Source organism: Janthinobacterium sp. CG3, from assembly GCF_000344615.1.
In the GTDB taxonomy this organism is placed as follows: Bacteria; Pseudomonadota; Gammaproteobacteria; order Burkholderiales; family Burkholderiaceae_D; genus Janthinobacterium.
Window position 1 is genome coordinate 173,412 of sequence record NZ_KB467824.1, and the last position, 18,376, is coordinate 191,787.

The 18,376-nt window shown below is 66.6% G+C and carries 14 protein-coding genes; 12 read left to right on the plus strand and 2 right to left on the minus strand.

The genetic code is table 11. The features are described 5' to 3' along the window. Nucleotides 1-46 precede the first annotated feature (46 nt). The 5 genes from JANGC3_RS0100835 to JANGC3_RS0100855 all read left to right on the plus strand — a co-directional run bounded on the left by JANGC3_RS0100835 (nucleotide 47) and on the right by JANGC3_RS0100855 (nucleotide 7,785). Nucleotides 47-2,902 carry a 2-oxoglutarate dehydrogenase E1 component gene (locus JANGC3_RS0100835; RefSeq protein WP_017874580.1) on the plus strand — a complete coding sequence of 952 codons (2,856 nt, stop codon included), beginning with the start codon at nucleotides 47-49 and terminating at the stop codon, nucleotides 2,900-2,902. A 60-nt stretch (nucleotides 2,903-2,962) separates the two neighbouring features. Beyond that, nucleotides 2,963-4,237 carry a 2-oxoglutarate dehydrogenase complex dihydrolipoyllysine-residue succinyltransferase gene (gene odhB / locus JANGC3_RS0100840; protein ID WP_026132378.1) on the plus strand — a complete coding sequence of 425 codons (1,275 nt, stop codon included), beginning with the start codon at nucleotides 2,963-2,965 and terminating at the stop codon, nucleotides 4,235-4,237. A gap of 142 nt (nucleotides 4,238-4,379) precedes the next feature. Then, nucleotides 4,380-5,816: a dihydrolipoyl dehydrogenase gene (lpdA, locus tag JANGC3_RS0100845; RefSeq protein ID WP_017874582.1), complete on the plus strand. Its 1,437-nt coding sequence runs from the start codon at nucleotides 4,380-4,382 to the stop codon at nucleotides 5,814-5,816. Nucleotides 5,817-5,926: 110 nt separating this feature from the next. Further along, on the plus strand, nucleotides 5,927-7,024 hold the full coding sequence (zapE, locus tag JANGC3_RS0100850) for a cell division protein ZapE (RefSeq protein WP_017874583.1): 1,098 nt from the start codon (nucleotides 5,927-5,929) through the stop codon (nucleotides 7,022-7,024). Between the two features lie 41 nt (nucleotides 7,025-7,065). Continuing rightward, complete coding sequence (locus JANGC3_RS0100855; protein ID WP_017874584.1) at nucleotides 7,066-7,785, plus strand: hypothetical protein; 720 nt, start codon at nucleotides 7,066-7,068, stop codon at nucleotides 7,783-7,785. Between the two features lie 106 nt (nucleotides 7,786-7,891). On the opposite strand, the gene JANGC3_RS0100860 is transcribed toward JANGC3_RS0100855, so the two are convergent. Beyond that, complete coding sequence (locus JANGC3_RS0100860; RefSeq protein ID WP_017874585.1) at nucleotides 7,892-8,653, minus strand: PP2C family protein-serine/threonine phosphatase; 762 nt, start codon at nucleotides 8,651-8,653, stop codon at nucleotides 7,892-7,894. Nucleotides 8,654-8,868: 215 nt separating this feature from the next. On the opposite strand from JANGC3_RS0100860, the gene JANGC3_RS0100865 reads away from it, so the two are divergent. After that, on the plus strand, nucleotides 8,869-9,069 hold the full coding sequence (locus JANGC3_RS0100865; RefSeq protein WP_017874586.1) for a YdcH family protein: 201 nt from the start codon (nucleotides 8,869-8,871) through the stop codon (nucleotides 9,067-9,069). Between the two features lie 55 nt (nucleotides 9,070-9,124). Further along, nucleotides 9,125-11,173, plus strand: coding sequence for an ATP-dependent DNA helicase (locus JANGC3_RS27985; protein ID WP_017874587.1), 2,049 nt, complete (start codon nucleotides 9,125-9,127; stop codon nucleotides 11,171-11,173). A gap of 131 nt (nucleotides 11,174-11,304) precedes the next feature. Here JANGC3_RS27985 and JANGC3_RS0100875 read toward each other — a convergent pair whose 3' ends face one another. Beyond that, on the minus strand, nucleotides 11,305-12,282 hold the full coding sequence (locus tag JANGC3_RS0100875) for an NADPH:quinone oxidoreductase family protein (RefSeq protein ID WP_017874588.1): 978 nt from the start codon (nucleotides 12,280-12,282) through the stop codon (nucleotides 11,305-11,307). Between the two features lie 216 nt (nucleotides 12,283-12,498). On the opposite strand from JANGC3_RS0100875, the gene JANGC3_RS0100880 reads away from it, so the two are divergent. From JANGC3_RS0100880 to JANGC3_RS0100900, 5 genes are all read left to right on the plus strand, one after another. Next, the gene (locus tag JANGC3_RS0100880; protein ID WP_017874589.1) at nucleotides 12,499-13,104 is read left to right on the plus strand and encodes a toll/interleukin-1 receptor domain-containing protein; all 606 of its coding nucleotides are present in this window, start codon (nucleotides 12,499-12,501) and stop codon (nucleotides 13,102-13,104) included. A 9-nt stretch (nucleotides 13,105-13,113) separates the two neighbouring features. Then, complete coding sequence (locus tag JANGC3_RS27990; RefSeq protein WP_081611721.1) at nucleotides 13,114-15,618, plus strand: tetratricopeptide repeat protein; 2,505 nt, start codon at nucleotides 13,114-13,116, stop codon at nucleotides 15,616-15,618. Nucleotides 15,619-15,738: 120 nt separating this feature from the next. Beyond that, nucleotides 15,739-16,476 carry a 5'/3'-nucleotidase SurE gene (gene surE / locus JANGC3_RS0100890; RefSeq protein ID WP_017874590.1) on the plus strand — a complete coding sequence of 246 codons (738 nt, stop codon included), beginning with the start codon at nucleotides 15,739-15,741 and terminating at the stop codon, nucleotides 16,474-16,476. After that, nucleotides 16,473-17,378: a protein-L-isoaspartate(D-aspartate) O-methyltransferase gene (locus JANGC3_RS0100895; RefSeq protein ID WP_017874591.1), complete on the plus strand. Its 906-nt coding sequence runs from the start codon at nucleotides 16,473-16,475 to the stop codon at nucleotides 17,376-17,378. Before surE ends, JANGC3_RS0100895 begins: the two co-directional genes overlap by 4 nt. 51 nt (nucleotides 17,379-17,429) lie before the next feature. Further along, entirely contained in the window at nucleotides 17,430-18,374 is a 945-nt protein-coding gene (locus JANGC3_RS0100900; RefSeq protein ID WP_017874592.1) for a peptidoglycan DD-metalloendopeptidase family protein, read from the plus strand. Nucleotides 18,375-18,376: the final 2 nt, after the last annotated feature.

An 18,376-nucleotide genomic window follows, 5' to 3' on the forward strand; every position in this document is an offset into this window, starting at 1 on the left:
TAGATTAACCCGCTAATCTCGCGAAACGCGAAGAAAGGTGAGCAATATGATGCAACAATTTACGTCCAACTCCTACCTGTTTGGTGGGAACGCCCCGTACGTGGAAGACCTGTACGAGGCGTACCTGAACAACCCAGGCTCGGTGCCGGACAACTGGCGCGCGTACTTCGACGCCATGCAGAACGTGCCCGCCGTCGACGGTTCCAACAAGCCCGACGTGGCGCACGCGTCCGTGGTCGCCTCGTTCGCCGAGCGCGCCAAAGCCGGTCCTATCCGCGTCGTCACCGCCTCGCTGGACGCCGAAATGGGCCGCAAGCGCGTCGCCGCCACGCAACTGGTCGCCGCTTACCGCTACCTCGGTTCGCACTGGGCCAATCTGGACCCGTTGCAGCGCCAGGAACGTCCGATGATCCCGGAACTGGAACCGAGCTTCTACGGTTTCACCGACGCGGACATGGACACCGTCTTCAATATCAGTAACACCTATTTCGGCCCTGAAACGGCATCGCTGCGCGATCTGCTGAACTTCCTGCGCGAAACCTACACCCGTTCGATCGGCGCCGAGTTCATGTACATCTCGGACCCGGCCGAAAAGCGCTGGTTGCAGGAAAAGTTGGAATCGATCCGCTCGACCCCGACCTTCACCAACGAGAAAAAAATCCACATCCTCGACCGCCTGACCGCGGCCGAAGGCCTGGAACGCTATCTGCACACCAAGTACGTCGGCCAGAAGCGCTTCTCGCTCGAAGGCAGCGAGACCTTCATCGCCTCGATGGATGAAACCATCCAGCGCGCCGGCGAAAAAGGCGTGCAGGAAATCGTTATCGGCATGGCCCACCGCGGCCGCCTGAACGTGCTGGTCAACACCCTGGGCAAGAGTCCGCAGGAACTGTTCGAAGAATTCGAAGGCAAGCACGGCGACGACCTGCCGTCGGGCGACGTCAAATATCACCAGGGCTTCTCCAGCGATATTTCGACCGCCGGCGGCCCGGTCCACCTGTCGCTCGCGTTCAACCCGTCGCACCTGGAGATCGTCAACCCGGTCGTCGAGGGTTCGGTCAAGGCGCGCATGGACCGCCGCGGCGACAAGGACGGCGCGCAGGTGCTGCCTATCCTGGTGCATGGCGACGCCGCGTTCGCCGGCCAGGGCGTGGTCATGGAAACGCTGAATCTGGCGCAAACCCGCGGCTACCACACCGGCGGCACGGTGCACATCGTCATCAACAACCAGATCGGCTTCACCACGTCGGACCCGCGCGACTCGCGCTCGACGCTGTATTGCTCGGACGTGGTCAAGATGATCGAGGCGCCGGTCCTGCACATCAACGGCGACGATCCCGAAGCCGTCGTGCTGGCCACGCAGATCGCCTTGGACTACCGCATGGAGTTCAAGAAGGACATCGTGGTCGACATCATTTGCTACCGCAAACTGGGCCACAACGAACAAGACACCCCGGCGCTGACGCAGCCGCTGATGTACAAGAAAATCGGCCAGCATCCGGGCACCCGCAAGCTGTACGCGGACAAGCTGGCGGCGCAGGGCGTGATCGCCGCCGACCACGGCGACAAGATGGTCGCGGCCTTCCGCGACGCCATGGACGCCGGCAAGCACACGGTCGATCCGGTCATCTCGAACTTCAAGAACAAGTACGCGGTCGACTGGCTGCCGTTCCTGAACCGCAAATGGACCGACAGCGCCGACACCGCCGTGCCGATGACCGAGCTGAAACGCCTGGCCACCCGCATCACCACCGTGCCGGAAGACTTCAAGGTCCACTCGCTGGTCGAAAAGGTCCTGGGCGACCGCGCCACCATGGGCCGCGGCGAAATGAACCTGGACTGGGGCATGGGCGAGCACCTGGCCTACGCCACGCTGGTCTCGTCCGGCTACGCGATCCGCCTGACCGGCCAGGACGCCGGCCGCGGCACCTTCGTGCACCGCCACGCCGTGCTGCACGACCAGAACCGCGAGCGTTGGGACGCCGGCACCTACGTGCCGCTGTCGAACGTCTCCGAGAGCCAGGCGCCGTTCACGGTGATCGACTCGGTGCTGTCCGAAGAGGCCGTATTGGCCTTCGAATACGGCTACTCGAGCGCCGAGCCGAACACCCTGACCATCTGGGAAGCCCAGTTCGGCGATTTCGCCAACGGCGCCCAAGTGGTGATCGACCAGTTCATCAGCTCCGGCGAAGTGAAATGGGGCCGCGCCAACGGTCTGGTGATGATGCTGCCGCACGGTTACGAAGGCCAGGGCCCGGAGCACTCGTCCGCGCGTCCCGAGCGTTTCCTGCAACTGTGCGCCGACAACAACATGCAAGTGGTGCAGCCGACTTCGGCTTCGCAGATCTTCCATCTGCTGCGCCGCCAGATGGTGCGCCAGTTCCGCAAGCCGCTGGTCATCCTGACGCCGAAGTCGCTGTTGCGCAACAAGGACGCCGGTTCGCCGCTGACCGACCTGGCCAAGGGCGCCTTCCACACCGTGATCGGCGAAGTCGACGAGAAAATCGACGCCAAGAAGGTCAAGCGCGTTATCGCCTGCTCCGGCAAGGTTTACTACGACCTGGTCAACGCGCGTAAAACCCGCGGCCAGAGCGACACCGCGATCGTGCGTATCGAGCAGCTGTATCCGTTCCCGCACAAGTCGTTCGCCGCGGAACTGAAGAAGTTCCCGAACCTGAACGAAGTGGTCTGGGCCCAGGACGAGCCGCAAAACCAGGGGCCGTGGTTCCAGATCCAACACAATATCTTCGAGAGCCTGGACGCCGGCCAGCGTCTGGCCTACGCCGGCCGTCCCGCCTCCGCGTCGCCTGCCGTCGGTTACTACGACAAGCACTACGCGCAGCAAAAGGACCTGCTGGAAACGGCATTCTCGAAGTTAAAAGGTTTTGTTCTGACCAAATAAACACCGCGCGCGCCGCGCCGCGAGCGCGGCGCCGCAACAATACAATATACGGAGTAATACATGGCACAAATCGAAGTCAAGGTTCCACAATTATCGGAATCGGTTGCAGAAGCAACCCTGCTGACATGGCATAAAAAAGTCGGCGAACCTGTGGGCCGCGACGAGAACATGATCGACATCGAGACCGACAAGGTCGTGCTCGAGCTGCCGGCGCCGTCCGCCGGCGTGATCGTGCAAATCATCAAGGGCGACGGCAGCACCGTCGTCGCCGGCGAAGTCATCGCCATCATCGACACCGAAGGTCCGGCCAAAGTGAGTCCGATGGAAGTGTCGTCGATTCCACAGCCGGCCGCGCAAGCCGCCGCCGACGCCTCGCAGGCGCCGGCTTCGAGCGCCGCGCCGGTCGCCAGCAAGGGCGACGTCGCCATGCCGGCCGCCGCCAAGCTGCTGTCGGAAAACAACATGACTGCCGCGCAAGTGAGCGGCACCGGTAAGGACGGCCGCGTCACCAAGGGCGACGTCCTGAACGCCGTGGCCGCCAAGGCGCCGGTGGTGGCGCCGGTCGCCGCGCCGGCCGTGCCGGCCAAGGCCGCGCTGCAGCATGTGGCCGCGCCGGCCGCCGCCAACCTGGGCGAGCGTCCGGAAGAGCGCGTGCCGATGAGCCGCCTGCGCGCCCGCATCGCCGAGCGTCTGGTGATGTCGCAGTCGACCAACGCGATCCTGACCACGTTCAACGAAGTGAACATGCAGCCGGTGATCGACCTGCGCAACAAGTACAAGGACAAGTTCGAGAAGGAGCACGGCGTCAAGCTGGGCTTCATGTCCTTCTTCGTCAAGGCCGCCGTCGCCGCGCTGAAAAAGTACCCGATCATCAACGCCTCGGTCGACGGCAACGACATCGTCTACCACGGTTACTTCGACATCGGTATCGCGGTCGGTTCGCCGCGCGGGCTGGTGGTGCCGATCATCCGCAACGCCGACCAGATGTCGATCGCCGACATCGAGAAAAAAATCGGTGAATTCGGCAACAAGGCGAAAGAGGGCAAGCTGACCCTGGACGACCTGACCGGCGGTACCTTCTCGATCTCCAACGGCGGCACCTTCGGCTCGATGCTGTCGACCCCGATCATCAACCCGCCACAGTCGGCGATCCTGGGCGTGCACGCGACCAAGGACCGCGCCGTGGTCGAAAACGGCCAGGTCGTGGTGCGCCCGATGAACTATCTGGCGATGTCCTACGACCACCGCATCATCGACGGCCGCGAAGCCGTGCTGGGCCTGGTAGCGATGAAGGAAGCGCTGGAAGACCCCGCGCGCCTGCTGCTGGACCTGTAAGCGGCAACACGTCACCAGCGCACTAGAAAAGACCAGCGGCAAGGAGTCGGGGTCGGCCCTTAGGGCTGACCCCAGGGTCACGCCCCTGGTTTTTTTATCTATTGTGGATTTGGTTCCAGAAGAACAGATTGGGAATTAGACAATGAGTACAACAAAACAATTCGACGTCGTCGTCATCGGTGGCGGCCCTGGCGGCTACATCGCCGCCATCCGCGCCGCGCAACTGGGTTTTTCGGTCGCCTGTATCGATGAAGCCGTCAACGCCAAGGGCGCGCCCGCGCTGGGCGGCACCTGCACCAACGTCGGTTGCATTCCGTCGAAGGCGCTGCTGCAATCGTCCGAGCACTACGAACACGCCGGCCACAGCTTCGCCGAGCACGGCATCGACGTCGCCGGCCTGACGCTGAACCTGGGCCAGATGCTCAAGCGCAAGGACACGGTCGTCAAGCAAAACAACGACGGCATCCTGTACCTGTTCAAGAAAAACAAGGTCACCTTCTTCCACGGCCGCGCCGCCTTCGCCGGCGCCGCCACCGCGGAAGGGTATGCGCTGGCCGTCACCGGCGCCGCCAACGAGGCGATCAGCGCCAAGCACGTCATCATCGCCACCGGCTCGAACCCGCGCGAACTGCCGGGTGCGCCGTTTGACGAGAAGCTGATCCTGTCGAACACCGGCGCGCTGGCCATCGACGCCGTGCCGGCCAACCTCGGCGTCATCGGCGCCGGCGTCATCGGCCTGGAAATGGGCAGCGTCTGGCGCCGCCTGGGCGCCAAGGTGACGGTGCTGGAAGGCTTGCCTGTGTTGCTGGGCGCGGTCGACGAGCAAATCGCCAAGGAAGCGGGCAAGTTGTTCGCCAAGCAGGGTCTGGCGATCAGCCTGGGTTGCAAAATCGGCGCGATCAAGGCCGGCAAGAACAACGTCACGGTGGAATACGTCGACGCCAAGGGCGCGGCGCAGAAAGCCGTGTTCGACAAGTTGATCATCTCGATCGGCCGCGTGCCGAACACCAACGGCCTGGGCGCCGACAAGGCCGGCCTGCAACTCGACGAACGCGGCTTCGTCGCCGTCGACGCCGACTGCAAGACCAACCTGCCGAACGTGTGGGCGGTGGGCGACGTGGTGCGCGGCCCGATGCTGGCGCACAAGGCGGAGGAAGAGGGCGTCGCGGTGGCCGAGCGTATCGCCGGCCAGCACGGCCACACCAACTTCAACACCATCCCTTGGGTCATCTACACCTCGCCGGAAATCGCCTGGGTCGGCCAGACGGAGCAGCAATTGAAGGCCGCCGGCATCGCTTACAAGTCCGGCACCTTCCCGTTCATGGCGAACGGGCGCGCGCGCGCGCTGGGCGACACCTCGGGCATGGTCAAGTTCCTGGCCGACGCGGTCAGCGACGAAATCCTGGGCGTGCACATCGTCGGTCCGATGGCTTCCGAGCTGATCTCCGAAGCCGTCGTGGCGATGGAGTTCAAGGCCTCGGCCGAAGACATCGCCCGCATCTGCCACGCCCATCCGTCCCTGTCCGAAGCGACCAAGGAAGCCGCGCTGGCCGTTGACAAGCGCACCTTGAACTTTTAAGCGTCGCCGCGGGCCGGCCTTGCGCCGGTTCGCCGGACGCCCACGACTGTCCCATCGGCCGCGCCGGCATATCCTTGCCGCTGCGGCCGCAGCACGTTGAAGCGAACCACATGAACGTTGAAGAGTTTTACCAGAACGCGTTGCAGCAACGCGATTTCAAGGCCGACGAGGCGCAGCGCCGCGCGGTCGACCGGCTGCAGCGCGCCTACGCGGAGTGGGTCGGCTTCAAGGCGCAGCGCTCGAACGGCTTCAAGCGCCTGATCAACCGTCCCGACGTGCCGCGCGGCGTCTACATGTGGGGCGGGGTGGGGCGCGGAAAATCGTTTTTGATGGACAGTTTTTATTCGGTGGTGCCGCTGGTGCGCAAGACCCGCGTGCATTTCCACGAATTCATGCGCGGCGTGCACCGCCAGTTGGACGAACTCAAGGGCGTGGCCAATCCGCTCGACGAGGTGGCGCGGCGCATCGCCAAGAAATACCGCTTGATTTGTTTCGACGAATTCCACGTCTCCGACATCGCCGACGCGATGATTCTGTACAATCTGCTCACGGCCCTGTTCGAGAACGGCGTCTCCTTCATCATGACGTCGAACTACGACCCGGACCTGCTGTACCCGGACGGCCTGCACCGCGACCGCATGCTGCCGACCATCGCGCTGCTCAAGGCCAAGCTTGACGTGCTCAACGTCGACGCCGGCGTCGACTACCGCGGCCGGGCGCTGGAACAGGTCGACAGCTATTACACGCCGCTGGGCGCGGCGGCCGACGCGTCGCTGCGCCACGCCTACGCCAGCGTGGCCGAGACCGCCGACGAGGACCCGCACGTGATGATCGAGAACCGCGAAATCCGCTGCCTGCGCCGCGCCGGCGGGCTGATCTGGTTTGATTTCGCCACCCTGTGCGGCGGGCCGCGCTCGCAGAACGATTACCTGGAAATCGCCAGCCGCTTCCATACGGTGATATTGTCGGCGATACCGGCGATGTCGGCCGGGATGTCGTCCGAGGCGCGCCGCTTCACCTGGCTGATCGACGTGTTCTACGACCAGAAGGTGAAGTTGCTGATGTCGGCCGAGGTGGCGCCGGACCAGTTGTATACCAACGGCATGCTGGCCAACGAGTTTCACCGCACCGTCTCGCGTATTGTCGAGATGCAGTCGCGCGAATATATGGAAAAAGAGCGGCGGGGCGCGGCCGACGCGCTCGCCTGAGGTGGATGAGCAAGGAAGTAAGCAATGAGGAAGCAATGATTATGGCAACGACTATCAGAACTACCCTGCTGGGACTGGCGCTGGGCGCCTGCGCGCTGGGCGCCGGCGCGCAGGACTTCGGCCAGCCGGTGGTGGGCGCGCCGATCGTGCCGCCGTCCCATTCGGTCGAGCAGGCCGACGCCAAGCTGGCGGAGGTGGCCAAGGGCCGCGCCGCCGCCGAGGCCACCTTCGCCGCGCGCGAGCAGGTTTGCTACGCCCGCTTCTTCGTCAACCGCTGCCTCGACAAGGCCAAGGAGGCGCGCCGCGGCGTGCTGGCTGAGTTGCGCGCCATCGAGGCCGAGGCCAGCCGTTTCAAGCGCGCCGAGTCGGTGGCGCGGCGCGACCTGGCCCTGGCCGACGCGCAGAAGACGGCGCAGGAAACCGCCATCGCGCGCGCGGCGGCGCCGCCGAAGCGCCTGCCGGTGGCGGCCGACCCTGGCCGCGCGCCGGCCGTCGGCAAGAATCCGGCCCAGCGCCAGGCCGAGTACGACGCCAAGGCGCAGGGCCAGGCGGCGCGCGACGCCGCCGAGGCCGGCGCGCGCGCCGCCAACGCCGCCAAGTACGACGCCAAGCAGCGGGAGGCGGCCGAACGCCAGCGCAAGGTCGCCGTCAAGCAGGCCGAGAAGGCGGAGAAGGGGCGCAAGGCCGCCGCCGACAAGGCCGCGGCGGACGCCAAGGCGGCGGCCAAGGCTGCCGCCGCCGCCGCCGAAAACAAGAAGTAGGGGCCGCCGATGGCTTTGTTTACGCCAACGGCGTAAGCCCGGGGTCCGACCCCGAGGGTCCGAGCCGGCCCGTTGCCGGTGGTTTTACATGGCGCCGGCGGCGCCTTTACGCGGCCGGCGCCACCAGTTTGACAATCGCCATGCTGCAATTGTCGCCCTTGCCGCCGGCCCGTTCGAGCGCCTTGCCGATCAGCCGCTCGGCGGCTTGGCGCGGGGTTTCCTTGGCCACCACCGCGGCCAGCTCGGCGTCGGCGAAAAATTGCCACAGGCCGTCGCTGCACAGCATGAAGGCGTCGCCGGCGCGCACGCCGGCGTGGCTGCCAAAGGTAATAAACGGCTCCTTGAAGCGGTTGCCCAGCGCGTTGCCCAGCAGCGCGGAGCTGCGGTGCTTGCGGGCCGACTCGGGCGCCAAGCCGTCCTGCCGCACCAGGTGCTCGACATAGGCGGCGTCGCCGCTGCGCGCGGCGCAGCGGGCGCCGTCGAAGCGGTACACGCGGCAATCGCCGACGTGCGCCCAGACCGCCTGGCGCTGCGGCCCCAGCATCAGCAGCGCCAGCGCGCAGCGCGCCTCGGCCTGGCCGAGGGCCGGACTCATCTTGACGATCGCGTGCGCCTCCTGCACCACCTCGCGCAACAGGCGCGCCATGTGCTCCGGGCTGGTGTCGGCGCCGGCGGCGAAGCCGTCGAACAGGTGTTTGCTGGTATGTAACACTTGTTCGGCGGCGGAGGCGGCGCCGTCGCCGTCGGCCAGTACCGCCATCATGTAGCCGGGCGCGCGCGCGCCGGCGTACAACGCGGCGCGGTCGTGTTGCCGGGGGCGGCCGCCGATGTGCTGGCCGGTTCCTGCTTCGATTTTGTATGCGCTCATGTCCATTCCGCTGTCTTGCCGCCCGCCGGTTGCGCCGCGCCCGGCCCCCGCGTTGTGAATGCAGGTTGGCGGCGGCGTCGCTGTAGATTAAACTATCACCTGTAAGCAGTTTTGTTGCAAGTAAAGGTTGTTGTTATGGCGAAACTATTGGCGACAATACGCGCCGCCGCTCAGCCTCCCGGAACGTTTTGTCTCAACCGCAAAGAATGCGACACATGACCGATGCACTGGAAATACAGCGGCGCCTGGTGGAACTCGATGTCGAACATCGGGATTTGGACGCCGTCATCGACTTGCTGATACTCGATGGCCACCACGACGAATTGCAGCTGCGCCGCTTGAAAAAGCGTAAATTGCAGCTGAAGGATTACATTACTTTGTTGAAAATGCAATTAGTGCCCGATGTCCCGGCCTGACCGGCGCCAGTAGCGCCCCGCCTCACCGAAGCTTATTTTGACCGAACCCCTTACCATGCCCGCCCCGGCGGCCGGCGCCAGCGAAGCGCCGCAGCCCGTCGCCGTCGCCGGCAAACACGACGCCGACATCGACCGCCTGTTCGGCGCCGGCGGCCCGCTCAGCCCCGCCGTCGGCAGTTACCGTCCGCGCCGTTCGCAGACCGAGATGGCGAAAGCCATCGCCAGCGCCATCGACGGCCAGAAAACCTTGATCGCCGAGGCCGGCACCGGCACGGGCAAAACCTTCGCCTACCTGGTGCCGGCGTTGCTGTGGGGCGGCAAGACCATTGTTTCCACCGGCACCAAGAACTTGCAGGACCAGCTGTTCCTGCGCGACATCCCGACCGTGCGCGCGGCCCTGCGGGCGCCGGTCTCGGTGGCGCTGCTCAAGGGCCGCTCGAACTACGTCTGCCACTACCACCTAGAGCGCACCTTGCAGAACGGGCGCATGACCTCGCGCGACGACGTCGGCCACCTGCGCGAAATCTCGCGCTTCATCAAGATGACCAGCTCCGGCGACAAGGCCGAGCTGGCCAAGGTGCCGGAAAACGCGTTGATCTGGAACCTGGTGACGTCGACCCGCGACACCTGCATGGGCGCCGAATGCCAGTACTACCAGGATTGTTTCGTGATGAAGGCGCGCAAGGAGGCCCAGCAGGCCGACGTCGTCGTCGTCAACCACCACCTGTTTTTCGCCGACGTGGCGCTGAAGGACACCGGCGTGGCCGAGTTGCTGCCGTCGGCCAACACCATCATTTTCGACGAGGCGCACCAGCTGCCCGACACCGCCACGCTGTTTTTCGGCAGCACCGTGTCGACCTCGCAGGTGCTCGAACTGTGCCGCGACGTGCTGGCCGAAGGCCTGGCGCACGCCCGCGGCATCGACTGGGGCAAGACCGTTACCGTCGTCGAGAAGGCGGCGCGCGACCTGCGCTTGACGTTCCCGCAAGACATCGTGCGCCTGTCGCTGGCGCAGATCGCGCCGTCGAGCGACTTCTTCCCGGCGCTGGAGACCCTGAAGGACGAGCTCGACGGCATGGTCGCCGTGCTGGAAACCCAGGCCGAGCGCGCCGAGACGCTGGAGCAGTGCCGCACCCGCGGCGTGGAACTGGCGCAGCAACTGGCGCGCTGGAAGTTCGATCCGAAGGCCAAGGTCGCCGCCGGCGAGGAGGCGGTGTTCTGGGTCGAGGCGTTTTCCAGCTCGCTGCAACTGCACCAGACCCCGCTGTCGATCGCGCCCATCTTCAACAACCAGCGCGAGGGCGTGCCGCGCAGCTGGATCTTCACCTCGGCCACGCTGGCGGTGAAGAACGACTTCAAGCATTTTTCGGAGCAGATGGGCCTGGCCGGCGAGCCGGCGCAGTCCTGGCCCAGTCCGTTCGACTACGCGCGCCAGGGCTTGCTGTACGTGCCGCAAAACCTGCCGCAGCCGAATGCGCTCGGCTACACCGACGCCGTGCTCGACTGCGCGCTGCCGATCATCGAGGCGGCCGGCGGGCGCACCTTCCTGCTGTGCACCACTTTGCGGGCGGTTAAGCGCGCCGCCGAGCGCTTGCGCGAAGAGTTCGCCGCGCGCGGCCTGAACTACCCGCTGTTCGTGCAGGGCGACCGCGGCCGTACCGAGCTGCTCGACCAGTTCCGCGCCGCCGGCAACGGCGTGCTGATCGGCAGCCAGAGCTTCTGGGAAGGCGTCGACGTGCGCGGCGAGGCCTTGTCGCTGGTGATCATCGACAAGCTGCCGTTCGCGCCGCCGGACGACCCGGTGCTGGCCGCGCGCATCGAAGTGATGGAAAAGCAGGGCAAGAACGGCTTTATGCACCACTCGCTGCCGGAGGCGATCATCAACCTGAAGCAGGGCGCCGGCCGGCTGATCCGCGACGAGGGCGACCGCGGCGTGCTGATGATCTGCGACCCGCGGCTGATCTCCAAGCCGTACGGCAAGCGCATCTGGCAAAGCCTGCCGCCGTTCAAGCGCACGCGCGAAGCGGCCGACGTCATCGCGTTCTTCCAGAACCCGCAAGGCGCCGGCGCGCCCGAAGCGCAGCCCGAACCCGACGCCGCATAAAGCCGGGCGCGGCGAGGTTGCCGGCCGGCTGGGCCCGGTGGGCGTCGCCCGGCCGGCGTCGGCGGCGGCCCCGGCGTCGCGTGACGCCGCCGCGCAGCCGAGCCGCGTCGGCCTGGCTTAACGGCTGCGCCTCACCCCGGCAAAATCACCACTTTCCCCGTCACCTTGCGCGCCGCCATGTCGTTGAGCGCCCGCGCGGTGTCGGCCAGCGCGTAGCGCGCCGAGATGTGCGGCTTGATCTTGCCTTCGGCCAGCCAGCCCATCAACTGGCGCATCGCCGCCAGGTTGGCCTGCGGCTCGCGCTTGGCGTACTCGCCCCAGAACACGCCGATCAGCGCGGCGCCCTTGAGCAGCGTCAAATTCAACGGCAGCTTGGGAATCTCGCCGTTGGCGAAACCGACCACCAGGTAACGCCCGCGCCAGCCGATGGCGCGGAAGGCCGGCTCGGCGTAGACGCCGCCGACCGGATCGTAAATCACGTCCGGGCCCTTGCCGCCGGTGGCCGCCTTGATCGCCTCGCGCAAGTCCTCGGTGCTGTAGTTGATGGTGGCGTCGGCGCCGTGGGCGCGGCACACCGCCAGCTTTTCTTCGCTGGAGGCGGCGGCGATGACGCGCGCGCCGAGCGCCTTGCCGATCTCGATCGCCGCCAGTCCGACGCCGCCGGCCGCGCCGAGAACTAGCATGGTCTCGCCAGCTTTGAGCATGGCGCGGTCGACCACCGCGTGGTGCGAGGTGCCATAGGTGAGGGTAATGGCGGCCGCCGTGTCGAAGTCCATGCCGGCCGGCATCGGCATCAGGGCCTGCGCCGGCACCGCCAGTTGCTGGGCGAAGCCGCCCTGGGCGCTGAAGGCGATGCCGCGGTCGCCCACCCGCCAGCCGGCCACGCCCTCGCCGACGGCGCGCACCACGCCGGCCACTTCGCTGCCCGGCGTGAACGGCAGCGCCGGCTTGAATTGGTACTTGCCCTGGATGATCAGCACGTCGGGGAAGTTGACCGCGGCCGCCTTCACGTCGAGCACCACCTGGCCCGGCCCCGCCAGCAAGTCCGGCAACTCTTCCACCACCAGGCTGTCGGGCGGGCCCCAGGCTTTGCAAACAATGGCTTTCATGTACGCGTCTCCGTTTGTTCTTTGTTATAAAAAAGTACGACCGTTTGATTTTTTATTATGCCTGAATCCGCGCGCCCGCGTACGTGCGGCGGCCGGCGCCGGCAACGCATGAGGCCGATGTAACTTTGCGCCGGCGCAAAGCGCTACCAGGTCAGCTTGCTACAGTGGCTCAAAGAGCGAAGTTATGAGGAAGGCAAGAAACAGGGGGGGGATGATATGAAAATCCGCTACGGCTGTTTCTTAAGCTATGCGCACGGCCATTATGCGCATATGAGCAAGTTCAAGGACGACTTGGTCGACGCGCTCAAGTGTTACCTGGAACCGCACCTCGACAACGAATACGCGCTGTTTGTCGACAGCGAGCAGCTCGGCGGCGGCGACGACCTGGATCAGCGCATCGCCCGCGCCCTGTGCGAGAGCGTCTGCATGGTGGTCCTGTACACCCCCAAATACGAAGCGCACGGCTATACCCGGCGCGAGTTCGCCGCGATGCAAATGATTGAAAACGAACGCAAGCAGTGGTACACCCTGCCCAGCCACCTGATCATCCCGGTGATCATGACGCGCCATCCCGCCGGTTTGCCGCAGCAAATCGCCGGGCCTGGCATGTACGCCGATTTTTCCGGCTACACGCTGGCCAGCGGCGACCTGAAGGCCAATGTGGCGTACCTGCCCGATATTGAAAAAATCGTGCTGCGGATCGCCAGCCACTACCACCTGTTGAAAAGCGCGACCCCAGCCGGCCACGATTGCAGCCGTTTCGTGATGCCCGATATTCCGCCGGAATGGCGTGCCATTCCGCCCCCCCATTTTCCACGCTAAAGGTTCGCCATGGAACTCCACCGACTGTTCCTGCCGCCGCTCACCGCGCCCGGCGAAGTCATCACCTTCTACTCGTATAAAGGCGGTACCGGCCGCACCATGGCCCTGTCCAACATCGCCGTGCTGTTGGCGCGGCGGCAGAACGCCACCGTGCCGATCCTGATGATCGACTGGGACATGGAGGCGCCCGGCCTGCACCATTATTTCGGCCAGCACGAGGAGCGCCCCGGGGTGCTGGAATTTTTCGAGGCTTGCCGCGCCCAGCTCGAGCGCTTCGACCTGGAGCCGGCCGACCCGGGCGGCGTCGACGCCGAGGCCGACGCCGAGGCCGATACCGTGCTGGCCCAGCGGGTGCTCGACGCCATCGACTGGCAGCAGTATGTGGTGCGGGTCGACCAGAGCAGCCCGCTGTACCTGATGCGCGCCGGCCGCTTCGACGCCAGCTACAGCGACCGCCTGGCCGACATGCACTGGGACCGCCTGTTCCACGCCTGCCCCGCGCTGTTCCGTTGCTTCGCCGACAACCTGGCGCGGCATTTCCGCTACGTGCTGGTCGATTCGCGCACCGGCCGCACCGACAGCGCCGGCATCTGCACCACTTTGCTGCCGAAAAAGCTGGTGGTGGTGTTCACCCCCAACCGCCAAAGCCTGGAAGGGGTCGAGGCGCTGGTCACGAGGGCGATCGAATACCGCCGCAGCCACGAGGACGAGCAGCGTCCGCTGCTGGTGTATCCCTTGCCCTCGCGCATTGAAATGGGCGACGGCGAGCAGCGCGCGCAATGGCGCCGCGGCGATACGCACAAGGGCATCTTCGGCTTCCAGCCGATGTTCGAGCGCCTGCTGCGCCTGTCCTACGGCCTGCCGCTAATCGACCTGGACAGCTACTTCGACGAGGTCCAGCTACAACAAACCAAAACCTTCGCCTACGGCGAGCAACTGGCGGTGCGCATCGACCAGGGCGGCGACCGCTTTTCGCTGACGCGCACCTTCGAAGCCTTCCTGTTCTGGATGACGGGCGGCTATTTCCCCTGGCAGTCGAGCCGGGAAATCCATTTGCTGGCCGCCATCGACGAGGCCCGCCACACCCTCGACGACGGCCTGAGCCGGCCGGTGGCGCTGCCGCTGGCGCGCGACCTGGGGCGCCTGGGCGAGCTGTATAGCAAAGAGGGCAAGACCGGCCAGGCCCTCGACTGCGTGCGCGAATGCCTGGCGATGCGCGCGCGCCTGCTCGGCGAGGACCATGCCGACACGCTCGACAGCAAGGCCGCGCTGGCGCGGCTGCTGCGCCTGTGCGGCAAGCTCGACGAGGCGCGCTTCCTCGAAGAGGCGATCGTCGACGCGCGCACCCAGTTGCTCGGCGCCGAGCATCCGGCCACGCTGGCCGGCATGGCGAACCTGGCCGCGACGCTGGCCCAGCAGGGCGACTGCGCCACCGCGCTGGCGCTGCAGGACGCGGTGCTGGCCGCCTACATGCGCCTGCTCGGGCGGGAGCATTTGCTGACCCTGGGCGCGCTCGACAGCCGCGCCGCCACGCTGGCGCAAATGGGCGGGCTGGAGCAGGCCCGCACGCTGCTCGAGACGGTGGTGGCGGCGCGCGAGCGCCTGTTGGGCGTCGAGCACGCCGACACCCTCGACAGCCAGCACGCGCTGGCGCAGGTGTTGGCGCGGCTCAACGACCTGGCCGGCGCGCGCCGCCTGTTCGACGCCGTGGCCAGGGCGCAGCAGCACCGGCTCGGCGGCGACCATCCGACCACCCTGGCGACGCTGGACCGGCTCGGCGAGGTGCTGACCCGGCTGGGCGACTGGCCGGCGGCGCGCATGCTGCACGAGACGCTGCTGGCGGCGCGCGAACGCAGCAACGGCGCGGAGCACCCGGACACGCAGATGAGCCGGCGCAACCTGGCGCAGGCGCTGGCGCGCTATGGCGAGCCGGAGGCGCCGCACGGCGGCCGCGAGCCGCCGCTGCAAGCCTTGCGCGGCCAGCGCACGCCGTCCTGGTGGCCGCAGCAGGCCGGCCCCAGCCACGAGCCGGCGCACGACCGGGAGCAACAGCGGCGCGAGCAGCGCGAGCGGCACAACGTCGCGCGCGCGCTGGAAGACGCGGTGCTTGGCGCCAGCGACAGCCTGCTCAGCGCGCACCACCAGAGCCTGGCGGCGGCGTCGCCGTATCCGGAGCGCCTGCTCGACGTCGAACTGCACGGCGCGCACGGCTTGCACGAGGCGATGATGCTGGGCGGCCACGGCGCCGAGCCGCCGGCCACGCTGGCGCACATGATCAACACGCTGCAAGCCTTGCTCGACAGCGAGCAGCTGCGCCAGGCGCGCGAACTGGCCGACCGCCTGCGCGAGCCGCTGTTCAAGCCCGGCGTGGCGAGCAAGTTGCGCAAGCGCGGCATGACGGTATTGAAGCGCACCTACCGCTTGCAGGGCGACAAGGACGCGCTGGTCGCGCTGCAAGAGGAGGAGGTCTTGGCGCTGGAGGGGGCGCTGGAGGCGCGCGTCGGCAATCGCTGAGCGCGCCCCGGCCGGCCTTGCGCGGCGGCCCCGCCGGCCAATGCGCCCCGGCGCAAAATTTAAATCTCAAACGGGGCACCGCGTGCTCAGCCGGAGCGTTGCTTCAGGTAAAATCGGTGCATGAGAATCCTTATCAGTAATGACGACGGCTACCTCGCCCCCGGCATCGCCGCGCTCGCCGAGGCGCTCGCCGCCATCGCCGACATTGTGGTGGTGGCGCCGGACAGCAACCGCTCGGGCGCGTCCAACTCGCTGTCGCTGGACCGGCCCCTGTCGGTGCAGCGGGCCGCCAACGGTTTCTATTTCGTCAACGGAACGCCGACCGACTGCGTCCACGTGGCGCTGACCGGCATGCTGATCGAGCGCCCGGACCTGGTGGTGTCGGGCATCAACAACGGCCCCAACATGGGCGACGACACCTTGTACTCGGGCACCGTGGCGGCCGCCACCGAGGCTTACCTGTTCGGTATCCCGGCGATCGCCTTTTCCCAGGCCGCCTACGGCTGGACCCATGTCGACGCGGCCGCCCGGCTGGCCCGGGACATCGTGCAGCGGCGCTTCGACGAGTTGCAAAAACCGTATCTGCTGAACGTCAACATCCCCAACCTGCCGTACGAGCAGCTCGGCAACGTGGTCGCCACGCGCCTGGGGCGGCGCCATGCGGCCGAGCCGGTGATCAAGGCGCTCGACCCGCGCGGGCGCGAAATTTTTTGGATCGGCCCGCCGGGCGCGACCCGCGACGCCGGCGAAGGCACCGACTTCCACGCGGTGGCGCAGGGGCGGGTGTCGATCACGCCGCTGCAAATCGACCTGACCCACAAAACCCAACTCGATGCATTGGCAAAAGGCTTGGCATGAGCGACAAACACCGAAATTTCCCGCTGTCCTTGTCGGCCGTGGTCGATAAATCGGTGAAGAAGAGCGGCGAGTTCGCGCCGGCCCGGGTGGCCACGCCGCAGACGGCGACGCAGAACGCGGCCCGGAGCGCGGCGCAAAGCGCGGCCCGCGGCACGCTCCAGCAGGCCGCCCAGGAAGCGCGGCCCGGCGCCTCGCCGTCGCGCGCCCACGGCTACGCGCTGGAGCGGGCGCAGTCGCAGGCGCCGGCGGCGCCGCCGCGGCAAAATCCGCTGGTGTCGGCGGCGGTGCGGCGCGCCATGGTGGCGCGGGTGGCCAAGCTGGGCGTCAAGGACGGCCAGGTGCTGGCGGCGATGGAAACGGTGCCGCGCCACCTGTTCATGGAGGAGGCGCTGGCCTCGCAAGCCTATATCGACGCCTCGCTGCCGATCGGCCACCACCAAACCATCTCCCAGCCCTATATCGTGGCGCGCATGATCGAGGTGATGCGCAACGGCGGCGCGCTGCAGCGGGTGCTGGAAATCGGCACCGGCTGCGGCTACCAGGCGGCGGTGCTGTCGCTGCTGGCCAAGGAGGTGTATTCGATCGAGCGCATCAAGCCCCTGCACGAGCTGGCCAAGAGCAATTTGCGGCCGCTGCGCGTGGCGAATCTGCGCTTGCACTACGGAGATGGTATGCTTGGCCTGCCGCAGGCGGCGCCGTTTGACGGCATCATCCTCGCCGCGGCCGGTCTGGAAGTGCCACAAGCCCTGCTGGAACAACTGACAATCGGCGGGCGCCTGGTGGCACCGGTGGGCGCCCGCTTGCAACATCTACAATTGATTACCCGCCTGGGCAAACAGGAATGGCGCAGCGATACACTGGAGGATTGCCATTTCGTGCCCTTGCGTCCCGGAATCGTATGATGCTTGCCGAGAGACAAAGCCGGACGGACAGAATTGACACACATTATGAGAATGACTAAAAAAAGCCACATTGCCGTACTGACTATTTCGCTGGGCCTGCTGAGCGCCTGCAGCTCGACTTCGAACCGCGCGCCGGTTGTCGACCGCACCTCGGTCGAGGCCACCAAGGGCATCGCCGACGACGGCAAGGACCGCGACCCGGCCCTGTACACCGTCAAGAAGGGCGACACGCTGATCCGCATCGCCCTCGAATACGGCCAGAACTACCGCGACCTGGTGGCCTGGAACAACCTGTCCAATCCGAACGACATCAAGGTAGACCAGGTGCTGCGCGTGCAGCCGCCGGAAGCCGGCTCGGGCGCCCAGACCGTGGCGGTGGCGATGCCGCCGGTCGAAGTGCGGCCGCCGCCGGCGCCGGCGCTGCCGAAGAAGAACGGGCCGCGCGGCGACAAGCGCGCCTACACCGACGCCGCGCTGGCCGAGTTGCAGCGCGTCGACGGCGCGCCCGCCGGCACCGCCGTGGCCGTGGCCGCCAGGCCCGAGCGCAACGCCGACCGCGAAACGGCGGCCGCCGCCAACGCCGCTCCGGTTGCGGCCGCGGCCGCCGCCTCGTCGAGCGCCGAAGACGACAAGCTGAGCTGGATGTGGCCGTCCGAAGGGCGCATCATCGCCAGCTTCGACGAGGGCAAGAACAAGGGCATCGACATCGCCGGCAGGGCCGGCCAGCAGGTGATGGCGGCCGGCTCCGGTAAAGTCATGTATGCCGGCAGCGGTATCCGCGGATATGGTAATCTCGTTATTGTGAAGCACAGTAATAGTTTGTTGTCGGCCTACGCGCACAACCGCAGCATCGTTGTGAAGGAAGGCCAGAGCGTGAACAAGGGTCAGATGATCGCCGAAATGGGCGACTCCGACGCCGACGGCGTCAAGCTGCATTTTGAAATCAGGCAGCAGGGCAAGCCGGTCGATCCTTCGAAATTCCTGCCTAACCGTTAGAT

What these genes read in the sequence shown, in the direction of transcription:
- JANGC3_RS0100875 (WP_017874588.1), bottom strand. Translation starts at nt 12,282, where the DNA reads ATGAAAGCCATTGTTTGCAAAGCCTGGGGCCCGCCCGACAGCCTGGTG.
- JANGC3_RS27985 (WP_017874587.1), top strand. Translation starts at nt 9,125, where the DNA reads ATGCCCGCCCCGGCGGCCGGCGCCAGCGAAGCGCCGCAGCCCGTCGCC.
- JANGC3_RS0100865 (WP_017874586.1), top strand. Translation starts at nt 8,869, where the DNA reads ATGACCGATGCACTGGAAATACAGCGGCGCCTGGTGGAACTCGATGTC.
- JANGC3_RS0100895 (WP_017874591.1), top strand. Translation starts at nt 16,473, where the DNA reads ATGAGCGACAAACACCGAAATTTCCCGCTGTCCTTGTCGGCCGTGGTC.
- JANGC3_RS0100860 (WP_017874585.1), bottom strand. Translation starts at nt 8,653, where the DNA reads ATGAGCGCATACAAAATCGAAGCAGGAACCGGCCAGCACATCGGCGGC.
- odhB (WP_026132378.1), top strand. Translation starts at nt 2,963, where the DNA reads ATGGCACAAATCGAAGTCAAGGTTCCACAATTATCGGAATCGGTTGCA.
- JANGC3_RS0100855 (WP_017874584.1), top strand. Translation starts at nt 7,066, where the DNA reads ATGGCAACGACTATCAGAACTACCCTGCTGGGACTGGCGCTGGGCGCC.
- surE (WP_017874590.1), top strand. Translation starts at nt 15,739, where the DNA reads ATGAGAATCCTTATCAGTAATGACGACGGCTACCTCGCCCCCGGCATC.
- lpdA (WP_017874582.1), top strand. Translation starts at nt 4,380, where the DNA reads ATGAGTACAACAAAACAATTCGACGTCGTCGTCATCGGTGGCGGCCCT.
- JANGC3_RS27990 (WP_081611721.1), top strand. Translation starts at nt 13,114, where the DNA reads ATGGAACTCCACCGACTGTTCCTGCCGCCGCTCACCGCGCCCGGCGAA.
- JANGC3_RS0100900 (WP_017874592.1), top strand. Translation starts at nt 17,430, where the DNA reads ATGACTAAAAAAAGCCACATTGCCGTACTGACTATTTCGCTGGGCCTG.
- JANGC3_RS0100880 (WP_017874589.1), top strand. Translation starts at nt 12,499, where the DNA reads ATGAAAATCCGCTACGGCTGTTTCTTAAGCTATGCGCACGGCCATTAT.
- zapE (WP_017874583.1), top strand. Translation starts at nt 5,927, where the DNA reads ATGAACGTTGAAGAGTTTTACCAGAACGCGTTGCAGCAACGCGATTTC.
- JANGC3_RS0100835 (WP_017874580.1), top strand. Translation starts at nt 47, where the DNA reads ATGATGCAACAATTTACGTCCAACTCCTACCTGTTTGGTGGGAACGCC.